General features: G+C 50.5%; 23 protein-coding genes and 1 tRNA gene. 8 read left to right on the forward strand and 16 right to left on the reverse strand.

Annotation, left to right across the window (positions count from 1 at the left end; translation table 11 throughout):
- Window positions 1-7: 7 nt before the first annotated feature.
- Window positions 8-1,009: a galactose-1-phosphate uridylyltransferase gene (galT, locus tag LBQ00_04640; protein ID MDR2018147.1), complete on the reverse strand. Its 1,002-nt coding sequence runs from the start codon at window positions 1,007-1,009 to the stop codon at window positions 8-10.
- A gap of 145 nt (window positions 1,010-1,154) precedes the next feature.
- Here galT and LBQ00_04645 point away from each other — a divergent pair, with 145 nt between their 5' ends.
- From LBQ00_04645 to LBQ00_04655, 3 genes are all read left to right on the forward strand, one after another.
- Window positions 1,155-1,739 (forward strand): rhomboid family intramembrane serine protease, encoded by a 585-nt coding sequence (locus LBQ00_04645; GenBank protein MDR2018148.1) that lies wholly within the window; start codon window positions 1,155-1,157, stop codon window positions 1,737-1,739.
- A 39-nt stretch (window positions 1,740-1,778) separates the two neighbouring features.
- Entirely contained in the window at window positions 1,779-3,116 is a 1,338-nt protein-coding gene (locus LBQ00_04650) for a radical SAM protein (GenBank protein MDR2018149.1), read from the forward strand.
- Between the two features lie 748 nt (window positions 3,117-3,864).
- Window positions 3,865-3,946 (forward strand) — tRNA-Leu (locus tag LBQ00_04655).
- Window positions 3,947-4,448: 502 nt separating this feature from the next.
- Here the strand turns inward: LBQ00_04655 and hisH are convergent.
- The 13 genes from hisH to dnaA all read right to left on the reverse strand — a co-directional run bounded on the left by hisH (window position 4,449) and on the right by dnaA (window position 17,903).
- A complete protein-coding gene (gene hisH / locus LBQ00_04660) occupies window positions 4,449-5,063 on the reverse strand; it encodes an imidazole glycerol phosphate synthase subunit HisH (protein MDR2018150.1) in 615 nt (204 codons plus the stop codon).
- Window position 5,064: 1 nt separating this feature from the next.
- On the reverse strand, window positions 5,065-5,649 hold the full coding sequence (gene hisB / locus LBQ00_04665) for an imidazoleglycerol-phosphate dehydratase HisB (protein ID MDR2018151.1): 585 nt from the start codon (window positions 5,647-5,649) through the stop codon (window positions 5,065-5,067).
- A gap of 10 nt (window positions 5,650-5,659) precedes the next feature.
- Window positions 5,660-6,529 carry an ATP phosphoribosyltransferase gene (gene hisG / locus LBQ00_04670; GenBank protein ID MDR2018152.1) on the reverse strand — a complete coding sequence of 290 codons (870 nt, stop codon included), beginning with the start codon at window positions 6,527-6,529 and terminating at the stop codon, window positions 5,660-5,662.
- Window positions 6,526-7,803 carry a histidinol dehydrogenase gene (gene hisD / locus LBQ00_04675; GenBank protein MDR2018153.1) on the reverse strand — a complete coding sequence of 426 codons (1,278 nt, stop codon included), beginning with the start codon at window positions 7,801-7,803 and terminating at the stop codon, window positions 6,526-6,528. The genes hisG and hisD overlap by 4 nt, the downstream gene beginning before the upstream one ends.
- Window positions 7,784-9,058 carry a UDP-N-acetylglucosamine 1-carboxyvinyltransferase gene (gene murA, locus LBQ00_04680; GenBank protein MDR2018154.1) on the reverse strand — a complete coding sequence of 425 codons (1,275 nt, stop codon included), beginning with the start codon at window positions 9,056-9,058 and terminating at the stop codon, window positions 7,784-7,786. Before murA ends, hisD begins: the two co-directional genes overlap by 20 nt.
- Window positions 9,043-9,852: a peptide chain release factor N(5)-glutamine methyltransferase gene (gene prmC / locus LBQ00_04685; GenBank protein ID MDR2018155.1), complete on the reverse strand. Its 810-nt coding sequence runs from the start codon at window positions 9,850-9,852 to the stop codon at window positions 9,043-9,045. Before prmC ends, murA begins: the two co-directional genes overlap by 16 nt.
- Window positions 9,853-9,875: 23 nt before the next feature.
- Window positions 9,876-10,940, reverse strand: a complete 1,065-nt coding sequence (prfA, locus tag LBQ00_04690; GenBank protein ID MDR2018156.1) for a peptide chain release factor 1 — start codon at window positions 10,938-10,940, stop codon at window positions 9,876-9,878.
- Entirely contained in the window at window positions 10,940-11,149 is a 210-nt protein-coding gene (rpmE, locus tag LBQ00_04695; protein ID MDR2018157.1) for a 50S ribosomal protein L31, read from the reverse strand. Before rpmE ends, prfA begins: the two co-directional genes overlap by 1 nt.
- A 2-nt stretch (window positions 11,150-11,151) precedes the next feature.
- Complete coding sequence (gene rho / locus LBQ00_04700) at window positions 11,152-12,405, reverse strand: transcription termination factor Rho (GenBank protein ID MDR2018158.1); 1,254 nt, start codon at window positions 12,403-12,405, stop codon at window positions 11,152-11,154.
- Entirely contained in the window at window positions 12,387-13,007 is a 621-nt protein-coding gene (gene coaE, locus LBQ00_04705; GenBank protein ID MDR2018159.1) for a dephospho-CoA kinase, read from the reverse strand. Before coaE ends, rho begins: the two co-directional genes overlap by 19 nt.
- A complete protein-coding gene (gene gyrB / locus LBQ00_04710; GenBank protein ID MDR2018160.1) occupies window positions 13,004-15,361 on the reverse strand; it encodes a DNA topoisomerase (ATP-hydrolyzing) subunit B in 2,358 nt (785 codons plus the stop codon). Before gyrB ends, coaE begins: the two co-directional genes overlap by 4 nt.
- A gap of 17 nt (window positions 15,362-15,378) precedes the next feature.
- Window positions 15,379-16,467 carry a DNA polymerase III subunit beta gene (dnaN, locus tag LBQ00_04715; protein ID MDR2018161.1) on the reverse strand — a complete coding sequence of 363 codons (1,089 nt, stop codon included), beginning with the start codon at window positions 16,465-16,467 and terminating at the stop codon, window positions 15,379-15,381.
- Window positions 16,468-16,586: 119 nt separating this feature from the next.
- Complete coding sequence (gene dnaA, locus LBQ00_04720; GenBank protein ID MDR2018162.1) at window positions 16,587-17,903, reverse strand: chromosomal replication initiator protein DnaA; 1,317 nt, start codon at window positions 17,901-17,903, stop codon at window positions 16,587-16,589.
- Between the two features lie 342 nt (window positions 17,904-18,245).
- Between dnaA and ileS the strand changes: the two genes are divergently transcribed.
- Window positions 18,246-20,990: an isoleucine--tRNA ligase gene (ileS, locus tag LBQ00_04725; protein ID MDR2018163.1), complete on the forward strand. Its 2,745-nt coding sequence runs from the start codon at window positions 18,246-18,248 to the stop codon at window positions 20,988-20,990.
- Complete coding sequence (gene lspA / locus LBQ00_04730) at window positions 20,963-21,478, forward strand: signal peptidase II (GenBank protein ID MDR2018164.1); 516 nt, start codon at window positions 20,963-20,965, stop codon at window positions 21,476-21,478. The genes ileS and lspA overlap by 28 nt, the downstream gene beginning before the upstream one ends.
- Window positions 21,479-21,526: 48 nt before the next feature.
- Here lspA and LBQ00_04735 read toward each other — a convergent pair whose 3' ends face one another.
- Window positions 21,527-22,708 carry a hypothetical protein gene (locus tag LBQ00_04735; GenBank protein ID MDR2018165.1) on the reverse strand — a complete coding sequence of 394 codons (1,182 nt, stop codon included), beginning with the start codon at window positions 22,706-22,708 and terminating at the stop codon, window positions 21,527-21,529.
- A gap of 393 nt (window positions 22,709-23,101) precedes the next feature.
- Here LBQ00_04735 and LBQ00_04740 point away from each other — a divergent pair, with 393 nt between their 5' ends.
- From LBQ00_04740 to LBQ00_04750, 3 genes are all read left to right on the forward strand, one after another.
- Window positions 23,102-23,815, forward strand: coding sequence for a hypothetical protein (locus LBQ00_04740; protein ID MDR2018166.1), 714 nt, complete (start codon window positions 23,102-23,104; stop codon window positions 23,813-23,815).
- 613 nt (window positions 23,816-24,428) lie between these two features.
- Window positions 24,429-24,896, forward strand: a complete 468-nt coding sequence (locus LBQ00_04745; protein MDR2018167.1) for a thioesterase family protein — start codon at window positions 24,429-24,431, stop codon at window positions 24,894-24,896.
- 516 nt (window positions 24,897-25,412) lie between these two features.
- Window positions 25,413-26,147, forward strand: a complete 735-nt coding sequence (locus LBQ00_04750; protein ID MDR2018168.1) for a 4Fe-4S binding protein — start codon at window positions 25,413-25,415, stop codon at window positions 26,145-26,147.
- 198 nt (window positions 26,148-26,345) lie between these two features.
- On the opposite strand, the gene LBQ00_04755 is transcribed toward LBQ00_04750, so the two are convergent.
- Entirely contained in the window at window positions 26,346-26,687 is a 342-nt protein-coding gene (locus tag LBQ00_04755; GenBank protein ID MDR2018169.1) for a phage holin family protein, read from the reverse strand.
- Between the last annotated feature and the right edge of the window lie 217 nt (window positions 26,688-26,904).

The following is a 26,904-nucleotide window of genomic DNA, read 5'->3' on the forward strand; positions in this document are numbered from 1 at the left end:
ACCCCCTCTATATAGTAGTGTCCCTCAAGTATTCGGTAGCCTCTTCGGGGGGAGTCGGATTTATGTAGAAACCTGTCCCCCATTCAAATCCAGCCATCTTAGTAAGCCTGGGAATGACCTCAATATGCCAGTGATAATGGGGCATATCGCCGTTGCCGAAAGGCGCCGTGTGGATCATGAAGTTGTAAGGCGGGGCATTCAGCGCCTTGTTGTACTTTTTGAGGATCACCGAGAGCGCTTCTGCTACTTCATAAAAGTTATCTTCTTTGCCCCTCTCTACAAAATACGGCTCGTGCCTCTTTGGGACGATCCATGTTTCAAAGGGAAATCGTGGGGCATAGGGCGAGAGGGCGATGAAGTGGGCGTTCTCAAATACTACCCTAACGCCGTCCTCCTTCTCTTGGGCAATTATGTCGCAGAAGATGCATCTGTCTTTGTAGCGGTAGTACGTGAGACCTCCGTTTATCTCTTCAAGCACCCTCCGCGGGACAATCGGGAGCGCGATCAGTTGAGAGTGGGAGTGGTCGAGGGAGGCTCCCGCGATGGACCCCTGGTTCTTGAAAACCATGACGTATTTGAACCGTTTATCTTTCGCGAGGTCAAGCACTCGCTCCTTGTACGCCACAAATACGTTCTCAATGGCGGTCGTCTCCATGACCGAGAGTGTTTCGCCGTGGACCGACGTTTCCACGATCACCTCATGGGCCCCGACTCCGTTCATCCTATCATAGAGGCCCATACCCTCCTTGTTCAGGTCGCCTTCAATTCTGAGCGCGGGGAATTTGTTCGGGACCACGCGAAGGGTCCACCCCGGACTGTTTGGCGGCGAAAAGTCCCTTCTGATAGAGTAGACTTCAGGAGGGGTCATGTTCTCGTTACCAGGACAGAGCGGGCACATGCCAGCCTTTGCCGAAGTCCCTTCTTCGGCGAAAAAGACCGGCCTTTTCCCTCTTTCAGTGGAAATTATGACCCATCTATCAATAATCGGGTCCTTCCTCAGTTCAGGCATACGTCACTCCATCCCCTCAATATTTTGACTTGGTACCCGACGCGTGGTATATATTGCGGTGATACCGATTAAAGATAACATACCGACGCGCACATATCCAATTATAACCACATGCCTTATCATTGTAAACCTTGCGGTTTTTCTCATGCAAAAATTGTACCTGCACGGACACGCAGATGAAGAGGTTTACAGGTACTTAGGGCTTGTGCCCAAGGAATTCATCGCTGCTTTTCGCTCCAGGTGGGACCTCATACCCTATAATATGCTTACCCTGTTTACCTCCATGTTCCTTCACGGCGGCATCCTCCATATTGGAGGGAACATGCTTTATCTCGCGATTTTCGGCAATAACGTGGAGGACGCCTTTGGTCACATGAGGTTTCTTTTCTTTTACATCGTCTCCGGCCTGATTGCAGCGACTTTTCAGATCTTTTATGACCCGGGCTCCGCAGTGCCTATGATAGGCGCCAGCGGGGCTGTCGCGGGCGTCCTGGGATCATATCTTGTGCTGTTCCCTCTTGCCCGCGTCAAGACGATCCTTTTCATTGTTATCTTCATCAAGATCGTGGAAATACCCGCTATCATTCTTCTGACAGTCTGGTTCATTATGCAGGTGCTTCTTTCCTATGGCGGGGAGGGTGTGGCTTGGTATGCCCATATCGGAGGTTTCATTTTTGGCCTCGTGACTGCCAGGCTTCTCAGCACAAAAAAGAAAAGGCGCAGGCGATGAGCCGATGTTTCACGTGAAACATCTCCCGTGAACGGCCATATGAATGTTCTTCTCGTCAACCCGCACATATATGATTTTGCGGCTTACGGCTTCTGGTCAAGTCCGCTCGGCCTTCTCTACCTCGGGGGTATACTAAGGAAAAACGGCATGAACCTCAGGCTCATTGACTGCATGGTCACGCTAGATGTGAAGCGCAAACCCGATGGACGCGCCCCGTTTCTCAAGAAAAACGATCCTCGCCCCCTGCCCGCACCCCTCGCGGGCATCAGGAAGCGACTCAAACGATATGGCATGTCCGACGCGCGCCTGCGTGAAGCGCTGCTCTCTGCAGACCCTCCCGACCTTGTCCTTATAACCTCCATCATGACCTACTGGTATCCTGGAACAAGAGAAGCTGCCTCCCTCATCCGCGAGGCCTTTCCCGCAGCAAAGATCGTGGTCGGTGGGATTTACCCGTCCCTTTGCGCCGACCATGCTTTCGCAAACCTGCGGGACGCCCACCTTGTCTTAAACCATACCCAGGTTGACCGCCTCTACGCCTACATTGAGGAGAGTCTATCTTTCCCTCTCTCCTTCAAGCCCTCCCCCTACGACCTTGACACCCTTCCCTACCCAGCCTTCGACCTTTACGAATCTATTCCCTTCGTTCCTCTTCTCACCTCCTATGGCTGCTCCTTTGCCTGTGCCTACTGTGCTACCCCCTACATGCATCCCGCAATAGTCCGCCGCAACCCTGCGCATGTTGTTAGCGAGATCCGCCACTGGCAGGCCTTGGGCGTAAAGAACTTCGCCATATACGACGACAATTTCCTCCACAGGGCCGAGATCTACGCAAAACCGATGCTCACCCAAATCGCCAGCCTTGCTGATCCCATGGACATTTACAACCCAAATGCCGTGAATGCCGCCCTTATAACTGAAGAATTGGCGGAGCTTCTGAAGGCCTCAGGGTTTAGGGAGGTCCGCCTGGGCCTCGAAACGGTTAACCCCGAGCTCCAGCATGCAACCGGGGCCAAGGTCAATTCAAGGGTCTTCGAAAGGGCCGTCGCCGCCCTCTTCAAGGCGGGCTTTCCCCCGGGCTCAATAGCCGCTTATATCATGGCGGGCCTGCCCTTACAGCCTTGGGAGGATGTCCAGCGCGCGATAGATTATCTCGCAGACCTCGGCGTAAGGACTCACATTGCCGAGTACACCCCCATACCACATACCCCGCTGTTTGACCGCTATCACCACCTGGCCAGATATCCCATCACAGACGACCCCCTCTACCAGAACAATGCCCTTTTCCCCTTCGCTTGGGAAGGCTTCACAGAAGAGGACCTTGAGCGCTTGAAGAGATCTGCCAGAGACAAGAATGCGCTTCTGGTTGATAAGTAGCCAGATGCTGCCGTTTGTTATGTCAGGTTTTAAATCTTCCCAAGCCCTAAAGCCACTTGGATAATTCCAATGCGTCCCTCCGTGGCAGCCACTGCTATCACCCGGGGATTCTAAAACATGACAAAGCGGGTATTGTTCGTTACATATTACGCTCTAATTTATCGTCCATCGCATGCCTGCTCGTGTATCGTTTGATCAGATTCACCGCCCAATCATCGGCTCCATCACTTAAGTCACCCCAGGAATAGTTCCAACTTAATGTGTGGTGACAGTGCACACGCTGGAGCGGGCCAACCAAGGCAAATGAACCTCTCCCCCGCAAGCGGCTGGGAGGTTCATCAATAGGGGTGGTGGCTTGTATAAGATTCTTCTTAAACTCTTAAAGAGATAGCCCGCTGTTTTAGGCAGGACCCATAAAATACCTTCAGCGCAGCGCCGCGCCACAATACCGACCACAGTATGGTCTCGATTACACCGAGACCCATCACGAAAGCGATCTCGCACATTAGCTCCATTGAACACTTGACCACAGAGGGTGCCGCCTCAAGGCCAAACACAGATCCTCCCGCAGAACCCCGCAAGGCACTTTATTTATCCGGAGGTTCCATACATACCCTTCTTCTCTCGTTGCAAGGCGAATAAGGCTTGGTAGGCCGGTAAGGCGCACCATGGAGGCAAGATTGGAAGTTCCTTTAGAGCGGTTCTCTTTCTTGATATATCACGACAAAACGTGTACAATACATTCTGCGCGAGAGTGGCGGAATTGGCAGACGCACTGGACTTAGGATCCAGCGGGTTAAACCGTAGGGGTTCAAATCCCCTTTCTCGCATTTTTTAACCCTCGGCTCCCGCTCGGCTTCAGTTGCCCCGCTTTTGCACCCTTCCCACTCAAAAGGTTTCCTCTCAAATGCCCCGAAAAGGATAAAATCTGTCGTGATCGTCCTTGTGCGTTTTGTACCGTAAGATCGCTCTTTTTGCACATTGTTTCCCGAAGAACCTTGCTTACGTCCATCTCAGCAAATCCTCCGCGATAGTTCCGAAAACCAGCGCTGTGAAACGCTTCGCGCAAACCGACCCCAACCTCCTCCATTCTTCCGGGCGTCGGGGGGTCTTTCCCGTCACAATACCGCAAGCGCAACAAGACGATGGGCTTCGTGGTCCTTTCCTTCGCTCTCCTTTGATAATAACAAGACCTCTTCCCGCGAAACCAAGGCGCTCTTCCAGTTGCAACTCACCATCTCGCGCTTACAATCGCCCTGTCTGCAAATGGGTAAAATTGTTGATGAGCAGGCAATGTTCCGCGCCTGTGGGACACGCCGCCTTGGGCGGCCCTTACCTGGCGGCCATCACCATTTTCAGGAAGTTCCTGAGAATTGCCAGCCCCACGCCCTGGCTTTTCTCCGGATGAAACTGGCACGCGAACACGCGCCTTTTCTGTATGGAAGACGTGAAATTGATCCCGTAGCTGGTGGTTGTCGCGACCACATCCTCTTCTTCGGATCTGCAATAAAAAGAGTGACCAAAATAGAGGAACTCACCGTCCGGTATTCCGTCAAGGATCTCCGCCCCCTTGACCCGCTCAATGCTGTTCCACCCCATATGGGGCACCTTCGCCTCCCTCTTGAACCGCAGGACAGTCCCTTTCGCAAATCCCATGCCTTTCACTCCCGGGGCTTCCTCGCTCGACTCAAACAGGATCTGCATCCCCAGGCATATACCAAGATAGAGTTTGTCGTTCATGATCAGATTTTTGATGAAACCGAGAAGCTCAAATTTTTCCAAGTTTTCGATGCATTTGCCGAAGGCGCCCACGCCGGGCAGAACAATGGCATCCGATTCCTCAATCACCTTCTTGTCTCTCGTGATCACCGCATCGGCGTGCAATTTCTGAAATGCGTTCGTCACGCTCTTCAGATTTCCCATTCCGTAATCAATGATCGCAATCACATCACAACATCCCCTTCGTGGACAGAGCCCCTTTTATATTCTCACCTATTGCGGACGCATCGTTTAGCGCCCTTCCGAAGGCCTTGAACACTGCTTCCACCTTGTGGTGGAGATTTTCCCCGTAAACCAGGTTCACGTGGACAGCGCACTTAACTTCGGCCGCAAAGGCTTTAAAGAACTCACTCACCACCTGCAAATCAAAGAGTCCGATCCTGCCTTGGAGCTCTCCCTTCCACACAAAGGCGGGTCTTCCGCTCAGATCAAGGGCTACCACTGCAAGAGATTCATCCATGGGCACCATGGCGTGGCCGTATCTCTTCAGTCCTTCGAAATTGCCGAGCGCCTCCTTGAACGTCCTGCCCAGGACTATGCCCACATCTTCCACCGTATGATGAGAATCTACCTCCACATCGCCCTTTGCCTCAATGAAGAGATCGAAAGACCCATGCCTGGCAAAGAGGTGGAGCATGTGGTCGAAAAAGGGGATCCCCGTCGATATTTCCGATACCCCTTCCCCGTCAATAACCACCCTTACTGCGATGGTTGTCTCCTTCGTGGTCCGCTCGACTTTAGATTCTCTGCTCATTTTTTCCCTCTTACGGTATCACTTTATTCAAAGGATATTCCACAATTCCCTCCGCGCCCGCCCGCTTGAGATCCGGGATAATATCTCTTACCACTTTCTCGTCAATGATCACTTCCACGGCGATCCAGTTCTCGTCCGAAAGATTTGACACGGTCGGCGTATGCAGCGAAGGGAGAATCCCGGATACCTTTTTAAGCGCCCGCCTGGGAACATTCATCTTGAGTCCCACCTTCTCCTCGGCAAGGAGCGCGCCTTTCAGCAATATCATTATATTCTCTATCTTCCTTTTTTTCCACTTGTCTTTCCATGCCTCCCGGTTGGCGATGAGCACCGTCTCAGACTCAAGGATCGTGTCCACGATTCTCAGGTTATTCGCTTTTATCGAAGCTCCTGTCTCGGTGACTTCAACGATTGCGTCAGCGAGAAGGGGCGGCTTTACTTCGGTAGCCCCCCAGGAAAACTCCACGGACGCCTCTATCCCTCTCTTCCTCAAAAATCTTTTCGTAAAGGCCACGAGTTCTGTGGCGATCTTCTTTCCCTTTAAATCCTCAATGGTCCGTATAGGCGAGTCCGCAGGCACCGCGACCACCCATTTCACGCCCCTGAACCCCACTTTGCCGTATCTCAGGCGGACAAGCTCCACCACCTTCGCGTCCTGTTCGAGCACCCAGTCATAGCCTGTGATCCCCATATCAAGGATCCCGTCCTCCACGTAGCGGGCCATCTCCTGGGCTCTGATCACGAGACCCTCCATCTCGGGGTCGTCAATCACGGGGACATACGACCTTTCGGGCAGTTTTATGGTGTATCCCGCATTTTTGAAGAGTCTGAATGTACTCTCTTGCAAGCTCCCTTTCGGAAGACCTATCTTAAGCTTCATAACAGCTCCTTTCTTGCCAGTATTGCCTCTCCATGGGCAAAGAGGCCTTCTATCCGGGCCAGCCTTGCCGCATTATCGGCAAATTGTCTTACAAACTCCTTTTCTGCTTTCACCACCGACTTTCTCTTTGTGAACGTATCCACCGAAAGGCCCGCCGTGAACCTCCCCGCACCGCTTGTAGGCAGGACATGGTTGGTGCCTATATAATAATCGCCCAGCGCGACGGGCGTACAGGGGCCGACATAGATTATACCCGGATAGAGGAAGCGCCGTGCTTCTTCTTCGTCTCCGATGACCTCCATGTGTTCGGGCGCAATCATGTTGATTGCCTGCACCATTTTCTCTTTGTCGCTATATTTCACGAGAAACCCGTTGTCTGCAAGGGCCTTCTCCATGACGGGCTTTCTCGGGCTGGCCGCAGAAAGTCCATCCATGGCGGAGCGGACCTGTTCAAGGTGCTCTCTTGAAGGCGAGAAGAGTCCCACCACAGCCATTTCGTCATGTTCCGCCTGGGAGAGGAGGTCCCACGCGATTACCTCGGGGGAGAAGGGCTCGGTGGCGAGGACGATAAGCTCGGAGGGGCCTGCGAGCATGTCTATGCCCACTGTTCCGTATACATCCCTCTTTGCCGCTTCCACATATGCGTTTCCCGGACCCACAATGACGTCGACCTTCGGTATGGAGCCCGTTCCGTATGAAAAGGCGTATATGGCCTGAGCGCCGCCGATCCTGTATACATCGTTTATACCCAGAAGGCTGCATGCGGCGAGTATATACGGGTTTATGATCCCTTTCTTCGCGGGAGTGGCAACAAATATCTCACTCACCCCGGCAAGCTGGGCAGGCACTACGCCCATGATCACCGAAGAGGGATAAGGCGCGGTCCCGCCAGGCACATACACCATGGCCCTCTCCAGGGGAACCATTTCTTCGGTCACGGTGAGACCTTTTCTCCTGTATATCCGCTTACGGCCTTTCTGTCCCCGGTGATAGGCCTTCACGTTTTTTATCATGCCTTTCAGCACCGCCTTGTCCGCTTCATGTATCCCGGTCTCCGCTTCATGTATCTCTTTTTCAGACACTTTGAGGGGGTGGTCTTTCTCCCACTCGTCCCATTGCCTTGAAAACTCGACAACGGCCGCTTCGCCCTTTTCCTGAATAGCATTCCTGACGTGTTCAACCGCTACTCCGACATGCGTCTTCCTCTTTTCCCTGCCCTCCAAGACGAAAGCGATGAGTCGGTCGAATTCCTGATCAAGATTCCAGATCTTCACCCTTCCTCCTCGTTATCTTTGCGCCAAGACCGGAGAGCTTCTCCTCTATGGTTTCATATCCCCGGTCGATATGGTAAATTTCTGAAATCTCCGTGGAGCCGTAAGATGCGAGACCCGCGACAATAAGGGACGCGGACGCCCTCAGGTCCGTCGCCATTACCTGCGTTCCGGAAAGGATCTTGCCTCCCTTTACGATGGCCGTATTGCCTATCACTCTTATGTCCGCACCCATACGCCGGAGCTCCCCCGCATGCATCATCCTATTCTCAAAGATGGTCTCGGTTATGGCGCTCACCCCGCGGGAAATGCTCATGAAAGCCATCGTCTGGGCTTGCATGTCCGTAGGGAATCCTGGATAGGGGGCCGTCTTTATATCCACGGCCAGAGGCCGCTTTTTGTTCATAGCCGCTTTTATCGTGGTCCCATGCTCACTGATCTCCATGCCCGCTTCCTTGAATTTGTCGATTATCGCCTTCACATGATCAGGATTGCATTCCTCTATCTCAATATTTCCTCTCGTAATGCCGCACGCGGCGAGGAATGTCCCCGTCTCTATCCTGTCCGGGATTACGTCATGATCACAGGGAGTGAGCGCCTCAACCCCATTTATCCTGAGCACCTCCGTGCCGTCGCCGTCGATCCTTGCCCCCATCTTTCTGAGCATGGCCACAAGATCAACCACCTCTGGTTCCTTGGCCGCGTTCTCAATGATTGTCTCCCCTTTGGCAAGGACAGCGGCCATGAGGATGTTCTCCGTGCCGCCCACCGTCGTCGTTTCAAAGGTTATTCTCCCGCCCTTCATTTCTTTTGCCGTTACCTCCACGTAACCTTCTTTGATGTTGACTTCGCAGCCGAGCGTGGCAAGTCCTTTAAGGTGAAGGTCTATGGGCCGCTCCCCTATGGCGCAGCCGCCGGGATACGATACCGTTGCCTTTTTAAGCCTGCCCATAAGCGAGCCAAGAACAAGCACGGAGGCCCTCATCTCCTTGACCAGCTCATAAGGGGCTACATGATTCTCCAATTTACGCGTATCCACTTTCAGTCGGTGAGGCTCAACCCATTTCACCTTCGCTCCGAGAACACTCAGGAGACGGATCATGGTATCAACATCCTTAAGACGGGGGACATTCCCTATGGTATACACGCCCTTTTTCAATACAGTCGCCGCGAGAACCGGCAAAACAGCGTTCTTCGACCCGCTTATCCTTACTGCTCCTTTAAGCCTATCTCCCCCTTCAATTACAAATCTGTCCATGACCCTCTGACCATCCTTTCCTTTCCCGCAAGGTCCTTTTTCAGCGCCGCATTAAGCCCGCTGGATTCAAACAGTTCCGCCACTTTCTTTCCCTGCCCGTCGCCTATTTCGATAAGCACAAATCCGTGCTCGCTTAGGTGGTCAGGCAGGAGGCGGACGAATCTCCGGTATATGTCAAGCCCGTCAGGACCCCCTAAAAGGGCCGACGCCGGCTCGTATTCCTTTACATCCCTCATGAGGCCGTCCCATTCGTGTTCCGCCACATAAGGAAGGTTCGCAACAATCATGTCAAACTTCCGACCTTTCTTTATACCGCTCATCAGGTCCGAGCAGAGGAATGTGAGCCTCTCCGCCATACCTGAATCCCGCCCGTTCTTTTGCGCCACGTCAAGGGCGCCCGGCGAGATATCCACGCAGAGCACACTCCTCAAGGAGAGCCGTGCAATAGTGTTCCCGACAACACCAGAGCCTGTTCCCATGTCCATGACGGACCGCAGGTCATTCCGTTTTTCGAGAATCGCTAAGGCCTCCTCCACGAGAAGCTCTGTTTCCGGCCTGGGGATCAACACTCTGCCGTCCACGAAAAACGAGTGAGAGAAAAATTCTTTCTCTCTTGTGATGTAGGCAAGGGGCTTTCCCGCTTCCCTCTCTCTCACGAGGGTTGTTATGGTACGTGCCGCCTCGTCTCCGATCTCATTGTCGAGACTGACCAGAATCTTTTCTTTTTTGATGGAAAGGGCAAAAGAGAGGATAGGGAGAACATCTGCCCCCTTCATTGCTCCCGCCTCTGACATGATGTCTCGGATACGCAACGATTTTACCCTTTGTTCATGGTTTCCGATCTGAAGTGGGCCGTCAGGGGGGCGATGATCCCATCCAGGTCACCGTCCATGACGTCTTGAAGCTTGTACAGCGTGAGACCGATTCTGTGGTCCGTGACCCTGCCCTGGGGAAAGTTGTATGTTCTTATTCGTTCGCTTCTGTCGCCGCTGCCTACCTGCTTCCTCCGCTCCTCGGATATTTCCTGCTCTTTTTCGCTCTCAAATTTCTCTTTGAGCCGCGCCCGCAGCACCCTTATGGCCTTCGCCTTGTTTTTGTGCTGTGACTTCTCGTCTTGGCAGGTAACCACGATACCCGTGGGCAGGTGCGTGATCCTCACTGCGGAATCGGTAGTGTTCACATGCTGGCCTCCGGGTCCGCTTGATCTGAATACGTCGATTCGGAGCTCCTCGGGGCTTATGTTCACCTCAAGTTCTTCGGGTTCTGCAAGGACCGCCACGGTCACCGTGGAAGTATGGATGCGGCCCTGCGCTTCCGTGAGGGGTACCCTCTGAACCCTGTGAACCCCGCTTTCGTACTGGAGCAGGTTGTAGGCGTCCTTATTCTCAATCGCCAGTATCGCTTCTTTCAAGCCCCCCAGGTCTGATGTGCTCGCCTCCATAAGCTCCGTCTTCCAGCGGTTCTTTTCCGCATGCTTCAGGTACATGGCAAGGAGGTCTCTCGCGAAAAGAGCGGCTTCTCCGCCTCCGGTGCCCGCCCTGATCTCAAGGAACATGCTCCTCGCGGTCGTTTCATGTTTGCTGAGCAATTTATCGGTGAGCAGGGCTGCGAACCTCTCCGTCTCCTTCTCCAGGAGCGCTACCTCTTCCCTGGCCAGGTCTTTGAGGTCCTCATCCGTCTCGGACCGGACCATCTCCGCGACTTTTTCCGCCTCTTCCTTCTGCTTCCTCCAGTTCCTGTAAAGATCTACAACCTCTTTGATCTCGGTCCGCTCCTTGGCGAGCAGCTTAAAAGTCTCCATATTGGAGAGGGACTCGGGCTTGGCCATCTCTTCCTCAATCTCCCGGTACCGCTTCTCCGTCTCTTCCAGTCTTTCAAACATTATTTTTCAATCTTCTTGCCGTACCTTCTCTCGAATTTCTCCACCTGTCCCGCGGAGTCAATCCTCTTCTCCTTCCCGGTGAAGATTGGGTGGCACTTCGCACAGATTTCCACGGTAATCTTTTCCTTCACGGACAGGGTTTCGAAGGTATGGCCGCACGCGCATTTGACTGTGGCTGTCTTCAGGTTGGGGTGTATTGCTTTTTTCATGGTTATCCTCCTTTGCTCATTGAATATAAGAAATCTTTATTCGAATCGGTGTCGGTCAGTTTCTCAAGGAGAAACTCCATGGCCTCCACCTGGTTCATAGGCTGAAGCACTTTCCTTAAAAGCCATATCCTCGACAGGTCGCCGTTGTCGAGGAGAAGTTCTTCTTTTCTGGTTCCCGATTTGTTTATGTCGATGGCCGGGAATACCCTCTTCTCGGCAAGCTTCCGGTCGAGGTAGATCTCCATGTTTCCCGTGCCCTTGAACTCTTCAAAGATGACCTCGTCCATCCTGCTGCCCGTATCTATGAGAGCTGTGGCAACGATGGTCAGGCTCCCCCCCTCTTCAATGTTCTTGGCGGCCCCGAAGAATCGTCTCGGCTTCTGCATGGCGGACGCGTCGATACCGCCTGACAGAATCTTGCCGCTTGATGGCACCACAGTATTGTAAGCCCTCGCGAGCCTCGTAATGCTGTCGAGGAGGATGACCACATCTTTTTTGTGCTCCACGAGCCTCTTGGCTTTCTCTATCACTATCTCCGCCACCTGCACGTGTCTTGTGGCCGGCTCGTCAAAGGTGGAGCTTATCACCTCTCCGTTTACGGACCTGATCATGTCCGTAACCTCCTCCGGCCTTTCATCAATGAGCAGGACGATCAGATGAACCTCCTTGTGGTTTCTCGTTATACTGTTTGCGATGGACTGAAGGAGCATTGTCTTGCCCGTTCTGGGAGGCGCGACGATCAAGCCTCTCTGGCCTTTGCCGATGGGGGTGAAGAGATCCATGACCCTTGTGGAAAGGCCGTCTGTCTTTGTCTCCAGGCGGAGTCTTTCGTCGGGATAAAGAGGGGTGAGATTGTCGAATATTATCTTGTCTTTGGCCACGCTCGGGTCATCAAAGTTGATCGTTTCCACCTTGAGAAGGGCGAAGTATTTTTCGTTATCTTTGGGGGGCCTTATCTGACCCGAGGTCGTATCCCCTGTCCTAAGGCCAAACCTCTTTATTTGCGACGGCGATATATAAATGTCGTCAGGACCCGGAAGGTAGTTAGAGTCTGTTGATCTTAAAAAACCGAATCCTTCAGAAAGGACTTCGAGCACCCCCTCTCCGTAAACCGACTCATTTTTGTCGACGAAGGCCTGGAGTATCGCGAATATGAGCTCCTGTTTTCGTAAACCAGCAGCATTATCTATATTCATCTCCTTCGCCATATGGGTCAGTTCCCCGATTTTCTTCTTCTTTAATTCATTAAGGTGCATGTATCCTCTACCTCCCATATTTTTATCTGTTCCAAGAGAAAGTTCGTCTCGCCTATAAGGTCTTGTTCCGTCCCGTTGTTATTTACAATATGATCAGCCATTTTCTCTTTTTCTGACAAGGGCATCTGGTTTGATATCCTTCTCTCCGCGTCCTCGCTTATCATTCCCCTAAGGAGAAGTCTTTTCCTTATGGTCTCCATGTTCGCCGATATCACCACGGTCTTTGTCAGTTCTTTATTCATCCCTTTTTCAAAAATCAAGGGTCCGTCAATGATGACGGCTCTTGCGCCCTTTTCCTTTTCCCATGCAAGCCGCCGGGCCAGTTCGCCAAGGATCCGGGGATGGGCTATTTTTTCAAGCATGGCAAGACGCTCCCGGTCCTGAAAAACCAGCGTTTTCATCCTGTTCACGTCAATTGATCCGTCGTCTCTTATGAACTCTTCGCCGAAGACTCTCCTGATATCTTCCTTTACCTCGGAGCTGCCGGAAACTTCCTTTGCGATATGATCAAGATCAATTACCTGGTAGCCTGCTTCCCGTAACATCCGTGATACCGTACTCTTGCCGCTCCCTATGATGCCTGTAATACCGACTGTAATCATATGTCGAGGTTTCTGACATTCAAGGCGTTTCCCTCGATAAAAAGCCTTCTCGTCTCGATATTATTGCCCATAAGAACGGTAAACACCTGATCCGCTTCCACTGCGTCTTCAATGGAAACCTTGAGAAGGGTTCTTCTTTCCGGATCCATGGTGGTCATCCAAAGCTGCTCGGGGTTCATCTCTCCTAAGCCTTTGTATCTCTGGATGTTAATTCCTTCCTTCCCCACGCTGTTTATAAAGCCAAGAAGACCTTCGGCGTTGGAAAACACCTTTTCCGCCGCCCCGTTTACCACCCGTACCGCCCCTTCGTAAAAGGGTTTCGCCTGTGTATACTCCTTATATGCGGCCAAATAATCACCCTGACTGCACATCTCGTAATCAATTAGAGTGGTCGTTTTTCTCGAGAGGTCCTTCACCAGAAGAGAGAAAAGACTGTGTTCCCTGTCCTTGGTCAGCGTCGTCTCGAAACCTTCCTTTTCTACATATTCCTTTACTGCGGTCAGTCTGTCCGGTTCCTCAAAGTCCTCTCTCCTTGAAATACCTGCCCCAAAAAGGCCCATGATTACAATCCTGTCGGTGCCGGCAATGTTCAAATCCCGCACATACCGCTCTACGCCTCTCATTTTCTCCACACCGCTCTTAAGAGTTTCACCTTCCACCTTTTCTTCGCCAAGATAACATTGTATCTTGTCCATGCCCCTGGTCATGATGTGCCGCTCAAAATCCTCCTCATCCTTCGCATATATTTCTTTTGAGCCATGTTTTATCTTGTAGAGCGGCGGCTGGGCTATATAGACATATCCATTCATGAGAAGGTCTGGCATTTTCCGGTAAAAAAGTGTGAGGAGGAGTGTCCTGATGTGGGAACCATCCACATCGGCGTCAGTCATAATTATTACCTTGTGATATCTCAGCTTTTCTATGCTGTCCGTGGTTATCCCCAAGGCCAGATAGATTGCTCTGATCTCCTGGTTTGTGAGTACTTTTTCCTGCCTCGATTTTTCCACATTCAATATCTTACCCCGAAGCGGCAGAATTGCCTGGGTCGCCCGGTTTCTTCCCTGTTTTGCAGAACCTCCCGCCGAATCTCCCTCAACGATATAAATCTCGCAAAGGTTCGGGTCGTTCTCCTGACAATCGGCGAGCTTTCCTGGCAGTATCCCGCTTTCCAGAAGACTTTTCGTCTTTACAAGCTCTTTTGCTTTCTTTGCTGCCTCCCTCGCCTTTTTTGCCTCCATCGCCTTAGTAATAATCGCTTTGGCAATATCCTGATGGAGCTCAAAATATTCAGTAAATCTTTCATTGAGAACAGACTCCACGAGACCCTTAATCTCACTGTTCCCGAGCTTCGCTTTCGTCTGACCCTCAAACTGGGGATTTGCTATCTTGATGCTCACGACGGTGACCATACCCTCTTTTATGTCATCGCCTGATACGTTCTCTTTTACTTTTATAGTTGGACTTGACTGGATAAAATTGTTGATGCTCCTCGTAAATGCCGCCCTGAATCCCGCCACATGGGTACCGCCTTCCTGGGTGTTTACATTATTTACGAAGCTGTATATATTTTCATTATATCCATCGTTATATTGGACTGCCACCTCGATAAAGTCGAGAGGCTGCCTTTCGCTGATCACATATACGGGCTCCTCGAAAAGGGCGGTTTTGTTTGTATTCAGATATTTTACAAAGGCCTTTACGCCGCCTTCATGTTTAAATTCCTGCCGTTTACCCTTCTTTTCATCGGTTACAACGATATGGATACCGTTATTAAGGAAAGATATTTCCCTCATCCTGTGAGCTATGATGTCATAACTTATCTCTGAAGTCTCAAAGAGATTTTCATCAGGTTTAAACTTTACTTTCGTACCCGTCTTTTCTGTATCGCCGATAATCTTGAGTTCCGCTGTTTTATTCCCCCCTTCATATCGCTGGAAGTAGACCTTCCCATCCCTTCGGACTTCTACCTCAAGATACTCGGAAAGAGCATTTACCACGGAAAGACCAACACCGTGGAGCCCGGCAGAATAGCGATAGGTATCCTTATCAAACTTACCGCCAGCGTGAAGTTTCGTAAGTACCACTTCCAGGGCCGGTATTCCTTCTTCGGCGTGAATAGCCACAGGAATACCTCTTCCGTTATCTTCACATGTAATACTGTTATCGCGATGAATAATAACCTGTATCTTGTTGCAGTATCCTTCAAGCGCCTCGTCTACACTGTTATCCACAAGCTCATACACAAGATGGTGAAGTCCCTCAACACCCGTATTTCCTATATACATGGAAGGTACTTTTCTGACTGCGTCAAGACCTCCCAATATTTTTATATTTTCCGCTCCGTATTCTCTCATTTCCTAATTCCTTTTTTTTACACTCTGATTGGCATCACGATATTTTTATAATACTCTGCTCCATTTTCCTCCTCAAAGAGAACGGCGCCGTATGTGGGTGGTACTTTCACAATAATTTTCTTCCCTTCAATATGGGATACTATATCAAGGATAAACCTCACGTTAAAATTGAGGCTCATTGTTTCCCCTTCATAGATAATATTGATCATTTCCCTGGCATGACCTATGTCCGATTCTGCCTCTATCTCCATACAACCCGCCGAGAGCGTGATTTTAACTGGTTCTGACCGCCCCATAATTGACGAGACGCGCCTTAAACCCCTTAAAAAATATTCCTTTTTAACAACTGCTGTGTTCTCACTCTGTTGTGGTATGACATTATCATAATCGGGAAAATTCCCCTCAATAATCCTCGACACTACCGTAGCCTTGTCAGTGCTGAACTGAATATGCTTGTCGTCGATGGATAATTTCACATTATCATCGTCGCCTATAATCCTCTCAATTTCCGACATAGACCGTTTCGGAATGGTAATCCCCTTAAACAACTTGATATTTTCTATATCCTTCTGATACAGGGCCATCCTAAAACCATCCGTACCAACCACGACTATTTTTCCTTCATTTCCCTTTATGTGCATTCCTGTAAGTATATATCTCGTCTCGTCATTCGAAATGGCAAAATTTACCTTTTCCACTATCTCGCGAAGAACCCCTCCGTTTAGACTGAATTCCTCAAATCCCTTAATTTCCCTCACTTCAGGAAATTCATCAGGCTCCTGAAGACTTAAAACTATCTCCGTCTGTTTCTGCCTGATTGTCAAGGTATTCTCTTTTATTTCGAGATTTATCTCGCCATTATCCATCTCTTTCAGTATCTCGAGGAATTTTTTCCCGTGGACTACTATTTTCTTTTCCTCATCCGTTTTGTAATCAATATGGCTTATGGCGCTTAGTTCAAGGTCAGTGGAATATATGGTAGTTTTCTCTCTTCCAAAAGATATCAAAATATTAGAGAGTATGGGCATGAGAGATCTTTTCTCTGTAATTCCTACTAATTTTGATATTGGAGCGGAAATAAGATTTTTATCTATGATTATATTCATATAAACCTCACATCATAATAATAGTTTGGTGTTGATTTGTTAAAAAGTATCAAAGCTCCAGTAAATCTAAATAGATCCAGATAAAAATACTGCAATAAGGTTGTGGAACGTTTGTAAATTCATGTTAATTTAATTCTGGATTCTAGGTTTTCAACAGCATTTTTCAACTCTTTTTTTATTTTTATCTCGGCTTCAATTTTTCTTATGGAATGAAGCACAGTTGCGTGATCCTTTCCACCGAACTTTTCACCAATGCTTACCAGAGAAGAGTCCGTCAATTTCCGTGAGAGATAGATCGCGATTTGGCGGGGCAGTATGAGTGATCTGATTCTCCTCTCTGACTTTAATTCTGATATCTTTATAGAAAAATAGGAGGCTACATTTTCTATTATAAGATCAATAGTAATCTCTTTTTTTCTCTCTTTTATGAGATGACCCATCACATCTTTGGCGAGATCAATGGTAATTGGTACGCCTTTAAGGGATGAGAAAGCGACGATTCTTGTGAGGGAACCCTCGAGGGATCTTACATTATCATCTACATTTGAGGCGATGAAGAAAGCTACATCCAAGGGCAGGTCAGCATTTTCATATTCTGCTTTTTTATTGAGAATGGCTACTTTTGTCTCAAGGTCGAGGGACTGGATATCTGCTATTAAACCCCATTCGAAACGTGAGCGCAGGCGCTCCTCAAAATTTTCTATGTCCCTCGGAAATTTGTCGCTCGTCACCACAATCTGTTTCATATTGTCATAAAGAGCGTTGAAGGTGTGAAAAAACTCTGCCTGGGTTCTTTCTTTACCTGCGATAAATTGTATGTCATCAATAAGTAAAATATCCATTTTCCTAAAATGGTTTCTGAAATCTTCCATCTTCTCATATCTCAACGAATTTATGAGGTCGTTAGTAAAAACCTCGGCCGTTGTATAGCAGATACGATCGGGTCCTATGGAACCGTGGTTCAGCGTGAAATTGCCTATAGCATTGAGAAGGTGAGTCTTGCCGAGACCCACGCCACCATATATGAAGAGAGGATTATATGTCTTACCGGGATTGGTGGCAACCGCAAGACATGCGGCATTGGCAAATTGATTGCTTGCTCCCACCACGAAGTTTTCAAAGATATAACGCGGGTTAAAGATATTATATTTCGGCGGTTTTCTAATAACCACGCCCTTTGTGTTTTCCTGTTTCTCTTCTTTTTTGAGAACGTACTCAATTTTGACATCTTCTTTTGTAACATCCTTAAGCAGACTCGCCAGAGTAGACTCGAAATTCTCCACAATCCAGTCGCGGAAAAAGGTATTCGGAACCATGATATAACACCTATGGTCCTTGTATTCCGAAAATTGGATTGGATCAATCCACGTTTTATAGCTATCTTCGCTGATGATACTCGCAAGCTTAGGTTTTATTTGGGAGATAATATCATCCATTATTATACGTCGTTGTGAACATGTTTTCAACAAATGTGGATATCTTTAAAGGTTTCCCGAATGGCTTACAAAAATATTAATATAAACGGGAAATTATTTCAACCTTTTTTTAATCCCGTCGCTTGAGTTACGCCACAATGCCGCAGCCACCGCATGTCCCGGGAGTCTTGATTTATAATCATTTTTCTCTATTTTCTTGCAGACGGAAATTGTGGCTGGTCCTGCCGGGAAACAGACGGAAACCAGGAGCCTGATTTTCATTGTCCTTGCTATGGATAAGGTCTTTGTGTTAGATTTATATGATAATTCGTAGAAATTTCTTGTTAAGGATACCTTTAGAAAATGGACTATAAAGAAACACTTAACCTTCCAAAAACACCCTTTCCCATGAAAGGGAACCTTCCGGTAAAAGAAAAGGAGATGCTTGCCTTTTGGGAGCGGATCAGACTCTACAGCCGGCTTGCGGAAAAGGATGACCGGCCCACTTTCATCCTCCATGACGGCCCCCCCTACGCCAACGGGAACATACATCTTGGGACCGCCCTCAACAAAATTCTTAAGGATATTATTATAAAATCGAAGTTCATGTCCGGTTTTCGGGCAGACTACGTCCCGGGCTGGGACTGTCATGGCCTCCCCATTGAGCATCAGATAGAAAAGGAGACGAAAGAGAACCTCACAAAACTTGAAGTGCGCCGCCGCTGCAGAGAGTATGCGGCCAGCTTCGTTGACACGCAGAGGGAGGAGTTCAAGAGGCTTGCCGTAGCAGGGGACTGGGATCATCCCTACATCACCATGGATTATAACTACCAGGCCACCATTGTCGAGGAGATCGAGAAATTTTTCGAGAGGAACGAAATATATCGGAAAAAGAAACCTGTCTACTGGTGCGTCAATTGCCTCACCGCCCTGGCGGAGGCGGAAATAGAATATGATACGAAGAAATCGACCTCCATCTACGTGAAGTTCCCATATCTCCAAAGGAAGGACAGCCTATTCGCGGGGTATCCGGATAAGCCTCTTTATATGCTCATCTGGACCACCACGCCGTGGACCCTGCCCGCAAATCTCGCTATCGCGGTAAACCCCAACTTTACCTACGTTTCCGTGGACACGGGGGATTCCATCTTCATAGTCCTCAAGGATCTGGTGGAGCATGTTATGCAGAGGGCGGGTATTACCAATTACACAGTCCTTGAGGAAATCCAGGCGGAAAGCCTGAAGGGTTTGAAATTCAGGCACCCCTTTATTGAGAGGGACTCCGTCATCGTTTTTGCTGACTATGTAGCTGCCGACACGGGGACAGGGGCTGTCCATATCGCCCCCGGACACGGCGAGGAGGACTATGAGACCGGCCTCGAATACGGCCTTGATGTTTACTCTCCAGTTAACGAGAAAGGCGAATTCCTGGATGAAGTCGACTTTTTCAGAGGAATGAACGTGTTTGACGCGAACAAGCACGTGATCGCCAAGCTCCAAGAGCTTGGGAGCCTCCTTGACCAGGAAGAAATTGAGCACTCTTATCCCCATTGCTGGCGGTGCAAGAAGCCCGTCATCTTCAGGGCAACAGAGCAGTGGTTTATCTCCATTGACAAAAACGGACTCAGGCAGAAGGCATTAGATGAGATCGACCGGGTGAAGTGGATCCCCGCGTGGGGAAGGGACAGAATCTACAATATGCTCTCCGTCCGCCCAGACTGGTGTATCTCCAGACAGCGGACATGGGGCGTGCCCATCACCATATTTTACTGTGAAAAGTGCCGCGAGCCGTACTGGACCAGGGAAACCTTCCAGAAAGTGATTGACGAGGTTAAAAAAGCGGGGGCCGATGTATGGTTTGAGAAGGAGGCGTCCTATTTTCTCGATCCCCACGCCAAATGCGGCAACTGCGGTCATACCGGTTTCGTGAAGGAAGAAGATATTCTTGACGTTTGGTTTGATTCGGGCGTAAGCTTTGCGGCGGTTTGTAAAAAAAGGCCGGAGCTTAAGTACCCTGCGGACCTCTACCTGGAGGGGAGCGATCAACATAGGGGCTGGTTTCACAGCTCACTGCTCGCCTCAGTGGGGAACGAGGGAAAAGCCCCCTATGGGTCGGTCCTTACCCACGGGTTCGTGGTCGACGGATCGGGGCGGAAAATGTCTAAATCCCGCGGAAATACCATATACCCCTCAGACATTATCGAAAAATATGGAGCCGAGATCCTGAGGCTCTGGGTAACCTATGAGGATTACAGAGACGACATAAAGATATCGAAAGACATCATCAACCGTCTGGTGGAGACTTACAGGCGGATAAGGAATACCCTCCGGTTCCTCCACGCCAACATCCATGACGACTTTGACCCTTCAAAGCACCGGGTGGCCTACGAGGACCTTTCTTATCTCGACAAATGGCTCCTCTCGCGGCTCCAGAGGCTCATCACAAAGGTAAAGGAGGCGTACAGCAGTTATTCCTTTCACGTCATCTACCACAGCATTCATAATTTCTGCGCCGTCGATCTTTCCGCGCTTTATCTCGACATCGCGAAGGACAGGATCTATGTGGAAAAGACAGATGCCGTGAAAAGAAGGGCCTCCCAGACCGTGATTTTCGAGACCATCATGGCCCTCACCAAACTCATGGCGCCGGTCCTCTCATCAACTGCGGACGAGATGTGGTCCTACCTCGGAGGCCAGGTGGAAGAGGAGAGTGTCCTTTTGACGCGCTTTCCTTCCGCCAAAGAAGAGTTCGTCAGCGAAGCGATTGAGCGGGACTGGGAGGTCATCTGGAAGATCAGAGAGCAGGCGAACAAGAAGATAGAAGAGAAGCGGGCTGCGAAAGAGATCGGCCACTCTCTTGACACCAAACTGATCCTCACTGCGGGCGGAGACGACTACAGGCTTCTCAAGAAGATAGAAGACGAGCTGAAGGCCGTGTTTATCGTCTCGCAGATAGAACTGAAAGAGGGCGCGGAGCTTGATATCGCGGTCCTCAAGGCAGAAGGGGAGAAGTGCGAGCGGTGCTGGCAGTACGCCACCGGCATGAAAAAAGACGGGCCGTTTCCGAACGTATGCAGCCGATGCGAAGATATTCTATCTTCCTTATAATTCCGCTCATATTTGCCCTCGACAGATGGACCAAATGGCTCGTCACTGAAAATTTGAGGTACGGGGAAAGCGTCGACATTGCCCCTTATTTCGCGGTCGTGCACTGGAGAAACCTTGGCGGGGCCTTTGGTTTTCTCTCCCAGCACCATCTCGGCAAATATGTATTCATGGTGCTCCCTCTCGTGGTGGCTGTGGCTCTCGGCTATGCCCTCATAGCATACAGGTGGCCAACCCTCAAGACCTTCGCCCTTACGTGCGTCTTGGCCGGAGCCTTGGGAAACATTTACGACAGGGTGACTGTCGGATACGTGATTGATTTCCTCCTCTTCTATTACAAGAACCTCCAGTGGCCAGCATTTAATGTGGCCGACACTTCCATTTCCACAGGCATCGGGCTGTGGCTTTTAGCGGAATTTCTCGTCACATTGGGAAAAAGAAAAGCCGTCTCCGGCACCTCTTACAAGCGCCAGCGGCGGGAGGGAGGATGATTTCTGTGGGCCGTGGTGTCCCCCCGACCATGGCTTGCCGGGTGGGGCCTACCTTGTCTCCTCAGGGGCGACATGGGCAGGGGGAAAGAGGAATTGTTTCCCGAGCAAAGCCGGCTTCCCCAGGGATATCTTGAGGTATTCCAGCAGGAGCTCCTGAAGCACCTGCTCTTTTGGAACATCGGCAAAAGAGCGCTCCTTCCCTTCCGATTTGCTGATCCTCCCGTGCTGAATGGCCGAGGCGCGCTGTGCCTGCTGCAATGCGGTATATCTCTCCGTTAACTCGCCCGGAGGCATATTGGAGAGCGACTGGTAAAAGGAGGCTATTTGCGTTGGAGAGGGCATTCGAGGGGATTCCAGACTCCCTCTCGAGTCGCGGGAGAAGCGCCTCAATCCGGCAAGGATGTGCCCTGATTTTACGAAGTTTATCCCCGACCAGCCGGCGCGGAGCCACTGGAACACGCCGGACCGGACCATCGAAGAGTTGGCCCCCGTTTCGACATAGATGCCGATGGAGCAGAAATCGTAAATGTAGGACTTGACCCATCCAAGACCTGTCGTCATCGTGCCCGGTTCCCCTGAGTAGTAGTAATTCCAGTCATTGTCATTTCCCAGGATGGTCCCCTTCTTTCCCACGTTCGATTTGCCGGTCTGTTTTGATATGGAGAGCATCGCCTGATGGCCTTTGTAATTGAACAGGATAAGCGTTCTCTTGAGGTCGTATTCATGATACACATGGGTGTTGAGGTCGGGTGTATCCGATTCCTGTTCCAGGCCATGAACCACCACAGGGCTTCCGCCGGAAGGAATGCGCTTCCATGTGGCGGGCAGCTTTAATGCGCCGCGAGGGGTAGTCCAGATGGAGTAGCGAAGCGACGACGGTCTCGTAATTACCGGCGGAACGAGGGAGCTGTACGAGTATTCCACGAACCGGGGAAAGGTGATCTTTGTGTCAAATTCAAAGTAAGCCCCGGTGCCATCGCGAAGCGACGGGACGGCGTGCTCCTTTGTTTGTTTGGCGCCCATCACGTAATCCGCCAGGACATCAAGGGTGCGCTCGTCAAGGGAAGTCTTGCCGGGATCAATGCAGAACCGAAACAGTTTCTCGGCAGCCTCATGGACCGCCTCAAGCTGGTCGGTGGAAGCAAAGGTCCAGGAGGGCGCACAAAGCAGAGCGAGCAGCACAAGAAGAATGCCCAAAGATACGGACGCTATATTGTTAGATAGTTTCATTTCAGGGAATATTATAGAGACAGCCCCTCTCCGGCTATTTTATGAATCACCGATAAATATACGACGGGAACCCGGCCGTGTCAATGAAAACGATGGACATTTGAGATCCTGTGGGCACAGCCGCGTCTTGAACCAGAGATGCCTTGGGCTGCCCCGCAGGACAACTCATCTCCTCGTCCCTCCGGGAGAGCCGGAGAAGCGATAGGAGGGACGAGGGTCCAGGCGGGAGACTTCTCCATCAATACCCCGGAGATGATTCGTCGAAATATAGGAGAATTTCTGGTATGAGAAAATCATGGCCCGCGAATTAAATAAATGACGGCGCCGCGAAAGCGCCGCACAAAGCCCCCGAAAGGTTGATTTTACAATTTTTCAAAGGCTTTCTGCTGTTTTTTGAAAAACCTTGACAAGCCTGGTCGTTATATCGATACTAAGCTTATGAAGGGTTGGGTTTTATTCCCAAGTGTGGCTTGTGTGCTGGGTACGGTGATTGCTTTAGCTGTCGGTTTGTGCGTGGCGATTAGTCAGCCATCTTCGTGGGGATGGCTTATACGAGCGGGCTTGGTCCTTATCTTTCCGCTGGGCTTCTTGATTATCTTGGTCTTATGTAGCTTTCTTTTTGTTAGCCTGAAGGCTCGCCCCACTGACAATTGGCAGGAAGAGGCAAAGGAGGCCGATGCGGCGCTTATTTTTGCCTATGGCCTGGGTAAGCCGGTTCTGGAGAAAATGCAGCCCGGCGAAAGCAATAGGGAGCTTTTAGGCTGGACCTTAAAAAATACTGGCGCCCCAATTTTACTGGTACAGGAAGGCGTTTGGGTGGCCGTCTGCCCCGAGGAAGACAAGGAATGCGCCAAAAAAGACAAGGAACTTTTAGAAATATTACGCATGCACGAAACCGAGAAAAGCGGGAACCGAGAAAAAAGCCGGACTCTTTTTCGCATGCATGAACATTCCAATGAAAAATATGTGAATACCGGGAAGGCGGCCTTCTATGCGGTCGATAAATTGATTGGGCTGAAAGCTAAAAATAAGGTTGTGAGCGTAGTTGTGATTGCCCATGACCTCCAATTGAAGTTGGCCGCTTGGGATGTGTGGGCCAGGCCCTGAAACGTCTAAACCATAATGGCATCAAGGTAGTCGTTCCCGATATGCCGGAAACGGCTTCACCGGGGAGTTGGGCTCATTGGCAGACCCGCTATCGTTTCGTATATCAATTAGCCCAGATTTTTTATTGCCAGCCTCGTGACTATTTATATTGGCGTTGAATCTAAATCGGTCAAATGCCCGGAGTAACTAACCCTCAATTGCTCCCGCGTGCCGCTCTTAAAGGTGGCAGCAAACTAACGATGCCCCCATTATATATATTTAACACTGCAATGAAAACACGGCAAAGGAGAGATGGGCTCTCGTTGTTGCCCCGCTTAAGCAGCAGAATTTAACAAACTGAAATTGTAAGGGTTTTCATCATCGCAGATTCAGGAACTTTTCCGGCGAGGCGATACCGAGCAGTTTGACTTGGATGAGTTGGGGAAAAGCTGTTGCACGGGGTGGCTCGGGAATTTCTGGTATTTCAGGGGCAGGCAAACCGTCAGGGTCGTATAAATCGGTTATTTCAACGCTGTTATCGGCGGCGGTCATTTTCCCTTGAAGCGGATTCGTGCCGCTGATAAAATTATTAAGGATATGTGAAGTTAAGATCTGATCCTTTTAGGGAGAGACAATGGACCGCCCCAGAAATGATGACGACTTGTTTTTGTGTCTCAATGAGCTATTTGACGAAAAGATTCCGTTCAATAAAGTGTTAGGCCTTAAAGTGGAATCGCTGAGCCGTGACGGCGTCACGACCTCGTTCGAGATGAAGGACTATCTCCTCGGTCACGTTTCCCGCGGGATGCTCCACGGTGGCGTCATTTCGTCCGTCATCGACGTCACCGGCGGTTTGTCTGCTTTCATGGGTATTGAGGAAAGAATGATGGATGAGAATATCGAAGCGAAGCTTGCAAGGTTCGGCAAGGTAAACACCCTTGACCTGCGGGTCGATTATTTGCGCCCCGGCCGCGGCAAGCGGTTCGTCGCAAAGGCCCATGCGCTGAGGACAGGAAAAAAGGTCGCTGTCACTAGGATTGAACTCAGGAACGAGATGGATGATCTCATCGCCGTCGGCACCGGATCATATATCGTGGCGTAAGCTCAAAGCGGATTCTACAAATTACACCCTGACGCCGGTTATCGTTCAACCAACCCGATGCTTTGCTCTACAAACGCCGCTCTCCCTGGACTATCAAAAATTCGTCCCGCATGGGATTTGTTGGACAGGGGCGGACACGCGACTCTTGATCGTATTCCGCGCGACCGTCTCGTCAGCAAGACCGCAGCCGTTTATCCAAGATGCTTCTGAACTTGACGGTACGAATGGTGATCAGGGGTTGTTCCTGTAAGCCCTCATTGATATTTTGTATTTGGTTTAAGCGCTTAGCCGATGATCTCCAAAGCATCTATGCTGCCATCAGGCTTGAATAGCATGAGCGCCTCCATCTATGCAAAACGGTTCCTCCCCCCCCCTTTTTTTTCGCTTTCCACCTCCTTTTTGACTTAAGTCATGTAGCTTACATGGACCCCCGGGCTTATACTATAATTACTTAAATGAGACGGCCACAGGCGGTTGAGGATGGCTTGGTAAGAATTTTTAGAGGAGACAATGAGCATGAAGACAAAGAGACAGATAATCGAGATTGATGAGGCAAAGTGTAACGGTTGCGGACTCTGCGCAGCGGCTTGCGCTGAGGGAGCAATCGAGATCGTGGGCGGCAAGGCGTGCATTGTTCAGGAGGCATACTGCGACGGCCTTGGAGCCTGCATAGGGGAATGCCCCGAAGGGGCGCTCACCATCGTTGAGAGAGGCGTCGATGCTTTTGACGCTGAAGCGGCAGAAGCGCGCCTTCGGGCTGGCGGGAAGACCGAACCGCCGGAAGAGAAGACGCCTCCTCGCGGCTGTCCGTCCGCCCGGATCCAGATGCTTACCGTCCCCCCGGTTAGCAGCACCAATCCGCCCTCGTCCGCCCTCGTCCATTGGCCCGTACAGATCCGTCTGGTGCCGCCCACGGCCCCTTTTCTGAAAGGAGCAAGCCTCCTCGTGGCGTCCGACTGTACCCCTGTGGCTTATCCTGATTTCCATAAAGATTTCCTGAAGGGCAGGGCGGTCCTCATCGGCTGCCCCAAGTTCGACGACATGGAGGCTAACGTGAGCAAGCTCAAGGACATTTTCTTAACCGCAGAGATAAAGGATATCACGGTTCTCATTATGGAGGCGCCGTGCTGCTCAAAGCTGTCCATGATCGTAAAAGAAGGATTGAGGCGCGCAGGAAGAAAAATCCCCGTCGAGGTTGCGGTAGTGAGCGCGAGAGGGCAGATTATCGACAGGACAGCCCTGGCGGTATAGTATCAAGAAATAATCCCCCTCACCCTGTGCTTTCCCACCCCCTTGAGGGGGCCGGCAGAGCAGGCGCCTTGAGGCGAGGGAGCGTCTGTGACAGCCTGATTTTTTATCAGAAGAATGGATTTACGCGTTGTCCGGGCTCCTCGCTTAAGATCAAGCATGAAGCGGCTGTGCTGCGGGGGACCGCCGAAGACATCTAATTCATAACGTCTCCAGGATGCGGCTCAATATGTAGTTGATTATGGAAAGGACGACACTGAAGAACATGGCAGCCCAGAAGCCGCTCACATGGAAGCCTTTTATGACGGACGAAACGAGGAGAACCAGGGTGGCGTTGATGACGAAGGTGAAAAGCCCGAAAGTCAGGATGTTGATGGGCAGAGTGATAAGAATGAAGATAGGCCGAAGGAGTGCGTTGACGATGCCGAGAAAGAGGGCAACCCACAAGGCGGACCAAAAACCCGCGAGCATAACTCCGGGTATCACAGACGCAGCCAGCGCGATGGACACCGTCATCACCAGCCACTTGAGAAGTATATGCATATTTTGCCTCAAGACCCATTAATTAAGATAAACGACAACGACAGCAGCCAGACAGACGGGCGCCACAGCCACAGTTCTTTGGCATCCGGCAGCGCACGCATCACCAATACTATATCAATTATTAATACCCATGCGCAAGAGATAGGCATGTGAACATATAGGCAGTGCGCCTATCTCTTATGTTGCACGCTGCCTATATCCTTCTCTCACCTGAGAC

It is taken from the genome of Syntrophobacterales bacterium, from assembly GCA_031274925.1.
Classification (GTDB): domain Bacteria; phylum Desulfobacterota; class Syntrophorhabdia; order Syntrophorhabdales; family Syntrophorhabdaceae; genus PNOM01.

Coding starts and splice junctions, on each gene's coding strand:
- galT (MDR2018147.1), bottom strand. CDS start 1,009: ATGCCTGAACTGAGGAAGGACCCGATTATTGATAGATGGGTCATAATT.
- LBQ00_04645 (MDR2018148.1), top strand. CDS start 1,155: ATGCAAAAATTGTACCTGCACGGACACGCAGATGAAGAGGTTTACAGG.
- LBQ00_04650 (MDR2018149.1), top strand. CDS start 1,779: ATGAATGTTCTTCTCGTCAACCCGCACATATATGATTTTGCGGCTTAC.
- hisB (MDR2018151.1), bottom strand. CDS start 5,649: ATGAGCAGAGAATCTAAAGTCGAGCGGACCACGAAGGAGACAACCATC.
- hisG (MDR2018152.1), bottom strand. CDS start 6,529: ATGAAGCTTAAGATAGGTCTTCCGAAAGGGAGCTTGCAAGAGAGTACA.
- murA (MDR2018154.1), bottom strand. CDS start 9,058: ATGGACAGATTTGTAATTGAAGGGGGAGATAGGCTTAAAGGAGCAGTA.
- prmC (MDR2018155.1), bottom strand. CDS start 9,852: ATGTCAGAGGCGGGAGCAATGAAGGGGGCAGATGTTCTCCCTATCCTC.
- prfA (MDR2018156.1), bottom strand. CDS start 10,940: ATGTTTGAAAGACTGGAAGAGACGGAGAAGCGGTACCGGGAGATTGAG.
- rpmE (MDR2018157.1), bottom strand. CDS start 11,149: ATGAAAAAAGCAATACACCCCAACCTGAAGACAGCCACAGTCAAATGC.
- rho (MDR2018158.1), bottom strand. CDS start 12,405: ATGCACCTTAATGAATTAAAGAAGAAGAAAATCGGGGAACTGACCCAT.
- coaE (MDR2018159.1), bottom strand. CDS start 13,007: ATGATTACAGTCGGTATTACAGGCATCATAGGGAGCGGCAAGAGTACG.
- gyrB (MDR2018160.1), bottom strand. CDS start 15,361: ATGAGAGAATACGGAGCGGAAAATATAAAAATATTGGGAGGTCTTGAC.
- dnaN (MDR2018161.1), bottom strand. CDS start 16,467: ATGAATATAATCATAGATAAAAATCTTATTTCCGCTCCAATATCAAAA.
- dnaA (MDR2018162.1), bottom strand. CDS start 17,903: ATGGATGATATTATCTCCCAAATAAAACCTAAGCTTGCGAGTATCATC.
- ileS (MDR2018163.1), top strand. CDS start 18,246: ATGGACTATAAAGAAACACTTAACCTTCCAAAAACACCCTTTCCCATG.
- lspA (MDR2018164.1), top strand. CDS start 20,963: ATGCGAAGATATTCTATCTTCCTTATAATTCCGCTCATATTTGCCCTC.
- LBQ00_04735 (MDR2018165.1), bottom strand. CDS start 22,708: ATGAAACTATCTAACAATATAGCGTCCGTATCTTTGGGCATTCTTCTT.
- LBQ00_04745 (MDR2018167.1), top strand. CDS start 24,429: ATGGACCGCCCCAGAAATGATGACGACTTGTTTTTGTGTCTCAATGAG.
- LBQ00_04750 (MDR2018168.1), top strand. CDS start 25,413: ATGAAGACAAAGAGACAGATAATCGAGATTGATGAGGCAAAGTGTAAC.
- LBQ00_04755 (MDR2018169.1), bottom strand. CDS start 26,687: ATGCATATACTTCTCAAGTGGCTGGTGATGACGGTGTCCATCGCGCTG.